Below are 3,479 nucleotides of genomic sequence, written 5' to 3' on the forward strand. Positions count from 1 at the left end.
TCAATAGTATTTTTTCTAAACACTAAAAAACTAAAAACTATGTATAATAAAAAGCCTATCCCTACTTTAGTAATCAATTCGAAATGAACATTCAATTCAAAAAATGCTGCCAAATCAAGGTGAGTTATACTAATAGCCATCATGAGACTTGCTATCAAACTAGGAGCACACGATAAAATAACCTTGATATAACGCATTTGAACATGTTTTTCGATTAGCTTTATCTTAATGGGTATAGTAATGATAGATGCTAAGAGCGCAGCGTAGACCAAGCCTTCCATCGAGTAAAATGCGCCTATGGCAGTAGACAAGATAGCAATACAGGAGCCAATAATATTTAACTTCAAAACAGTACGTGTCTGAGCTCTTGCTACAAGAATCGTGGGTAAAAACCAAATCGGTAAACTGACAACAACCGTATAACAGAGAATCGACAAAAGATTTGCACTTTCAAGCCACTTATCGCCGAATAAAATATAAATAACTTCAGTACTTAGCGTTGATAAACCTACAAACATCGGATAGATAATAAACGATGCTATTTTCACAACTCGTATATAAGTGGCTTCAAGACTAGCGTCATGTTTAACTCTTGAAAAAGATTGCAAAAGAACCCCATTTAAAGGAGTTACCGTCACTTCGGTTGCTAATCTAATTGCTCTTTGCGCAACTGAAACGAAAGCGAAAGCTGTTGAACCTAGCATGAATAGGCTAACGAAGTTCACTACACGTGATGATATGAAAGTTAAAAAAACCTGACCAAAAACAGGTATTCCGAACGCTAGGATTTTTTTCCTGTGTAGTTTCCTATATTTATAATTAGGAATGAAAGGACTAACGAATTGAAAAGTACATGTAGCCAAAGCGCTTTGGAATAAACGGCCAAAAACGACAGATATAACACCGAAATCTAAATAGACGAGTACTAACGTTAATATGCTACTAGAAATAGTACTAACTGAATTAACCAACGTAACAGTTCTATTATCAAATTTTCTTAACAACTTAGCCACACTAACATTCGAAATAGATGATATTAAGGGAACCAGTGAAAGCAAACTCAGTAATGAAAAACTACCTTCAAGAAAAAACTGTTCCGCAAGTGGAGCTGCGACGAAAATCATTAAAAGTGAAAAAATCAATGAAACAAATATTACTAATTTGAAACATGAAGAAGCAAATCTATCACTCCAGTAAGGACGTTGAATTAGCAGCTGATTAATACCAAAGTTACTCAAAGAAACTAGCATTTCAGTTACCAAAAAACAAAGCGCCACCAATCCAAATTCTTGAACCGATAAATATCTAGATAGAATAACAAAAACGATCAATGAACAAAGCTGGTTCACCAAGCCTAAACCTACCCCCCATGCAGAACTAAACATAGTTTTTTTTGCGTAACTCATAATTTCCCAGTAGTAATGCTAAACATGTAAGATTTTATCTGTAGTTTTTCTGTATATCGCTGACGTTAAAAAAGGTTAAATTTCTTTTTTTAAAAAAGCACAAGATGCTACAACTATGTTTTTTGATAAAACAGTCCACTTGTTTTATCAAAACTCAGTTTATGAACTTTTTTTTGAGTGCACTGAGGCCCTTTCTATAATGCCCCGTAATCAAAAGACAGTATATTTCTGAAAAACGTAACCTCATCTGTGGATAGCTATACTTAGTGAGAATAAGACTTACTCTCTCTTGCAAAGTCATTTCTCCTAGTTTATTGAAAAGTTTAGAGAAGGCTTCTTCTAAAATTCTTTTACGCTTGAGAGTTATCCGACCTGCGTCATGACCAACATCTTGAATATAAGAAGCCTTGTGAATATTGAAGAATTTTCCGTTGGAATTCTTTGAAAGTCTCAACCATGTATCCCAATCCTGTAAGGCTGGCATATCCGGATCAAACCCCACACTTTTTAGGTTACTCGTCATTACAAAAATTTGGTTACCTATTAGATTTTCTTTACGTAAATCTGAGTAAGTAACTGAATCACGTCGTACTAAAACCTCTCTCTTACTTTTAAATTCGAGAACAGTATCGTCAAACAATCCTAATACTGTTTCGGATTTTAGCTCTAAAGCATTCGTATAATCTAAAAAGCTTTGTATTCTCCAGCGTTCCATATAATCATCATCATCAATTCCTGTAATATAATGACCTTTACTACGTTCAATTGCTAAATTTCTTGCCGCACAAGCTCCTAATGATTTGTTATTAAGGATCGCTATTAATTTTTTATCATCCTCTAGTTCTTTCAAATACTCATGCGTACCGTCATTAGAACCATCATCAACGACTATTATTTCAATATTACAATATGTTTGATTAAATAATGATTCGAGACAACGCCTCAAAAAAGTTAGTCTATTTTTTGTTGTGACGTATATAGTTACCAGATGCATAGAATTCTCGTTTCATTTATTTTTCGTTAAAAATACGCATTCTCTTCTTAAAAAAAGAACTCGGCAATTGTGCTATTAATGGACTGAATACAAGAACTATAATCTTAGATAAGTCTTTTTTATAAGGTGAACGCATGTAAATTAAGAAGCTTTTCTCACCACTAATTCTTGCACGCAACGCCGTTTCCCAAAAAATTTTGGATATAAAGTCCGAACTAAAAAATTGATGATTAAGATTAGAAAACACATGTCCATAGTACTCTGCAAAATCTACAGATTTTCTATGTTCTCGAGAAATTAACCTCGATATCAAACTGACCTTAGGATTTACATTCAGAAAATCAGAAAGTTCTGACTTTAACTGCTCGCTTGTCTTAAACTGTTCGAGAGAGTTGATTTGAGAAATACTCTCTGAATGAACCCTATATTTTAAAAGTGGTAGCGAGAGATTTGCTAGCTTCGTTCTTTTCGCAAGAGATACCCATAATGCGTAATCTTCACAATGCAGATATTTACTATCGTAAACATCTGGGAAATAGTCTGCCAGTAGGCTTTTTCTCATTAATACCGAAGGGTGGATAATTTGGTTTGTAAAAACCATACCCATGACGATATCCTCATGAGCCTCAGGTACTTTATAAATGCCTAAACTCTGACCGTTTTCATCAATTAACTGTGAATGACTACCAATAACACCTACATCGGGGTTATTGTCTAAATAGCTACTTTGTTGTTCAAAGCGTTCAGGTAAACAAATATCGTCACAGTCGACTCGGGCTATAAATTCACCGCGAGCTAGTGCTAAACCTTTATTTAAGGTCGCAATTAAACCCAAATTCTCTTGATTTTTTACTAGACGGATTCTTTTGTCGTCGAAACTTTTTATAATATCTAAACTACTATCTTTCGAACCATCGTCAATTACTAGAAGTTCAAAATCATAAAACGTCTGATTTAAAATACTTTGCAAAGACTCTCTTAGATATTTCTCCCCATTGTAAACGGGAAGAAGAACTGAGATTTTTGGGCTACCCTGCTCAAATATATTATTCATTAAAAATCCCAATATATATTCATAT

Annotated in this window: 3 protein-coding genes; all 3 read right to left on the reverse strand. The window is 34.1% G+C overall.

The features are described 5' to 3' along the window. On the reverse strand, window positions 1–1,406 hold a 1,406-nt coding region (locus KL866_RS00510; RefSeq protein ID WP_214992403.1), incomplete at its 3' end, for an oligosaccharide flippase family protein. 154 nt (window positions 1,407–1,560) lie between these two features. Next, window positions 1,561–2,400, reverse strand: a complete 840-nt coding sequence (locus KL866_RS00515; RefSeq protein ID WP_214992406.1) for a glycosyltransferase — start codon at window positions 2,398–2,400, stop codon at window positions 1,561–1,563. 16 nt (window positions 2,401–2,416) lie between these two features. Next, on the reverse strand, window positions 2,417–3,479 hold a 1,063-nt coding region (locus tag KL866_RS00520; protein WP_214992408.1), incomplete at its 5' end, for a glycosyltransferase.

Origin of the sequence: Alteromonas sp. ALT199 (assembly GCF_018619335.1) — a bacterium.
Classification (GTDB): domain Bacteria; phylum Pseudomonadota; class Gammaproteobacteria; order Enterobacterales; family Alteromonadaceae; genus Alteromonas.

What these genes read in the sequence shown, in the direction of transcription:
- KL866_RS00515 (WP_214992406.1), bottom strand. Translation starts at nt 2,400, where the DNA reads ATGCATCTGGTAACTATATACGTCACAACAAAAAATAGACTAACTTTT.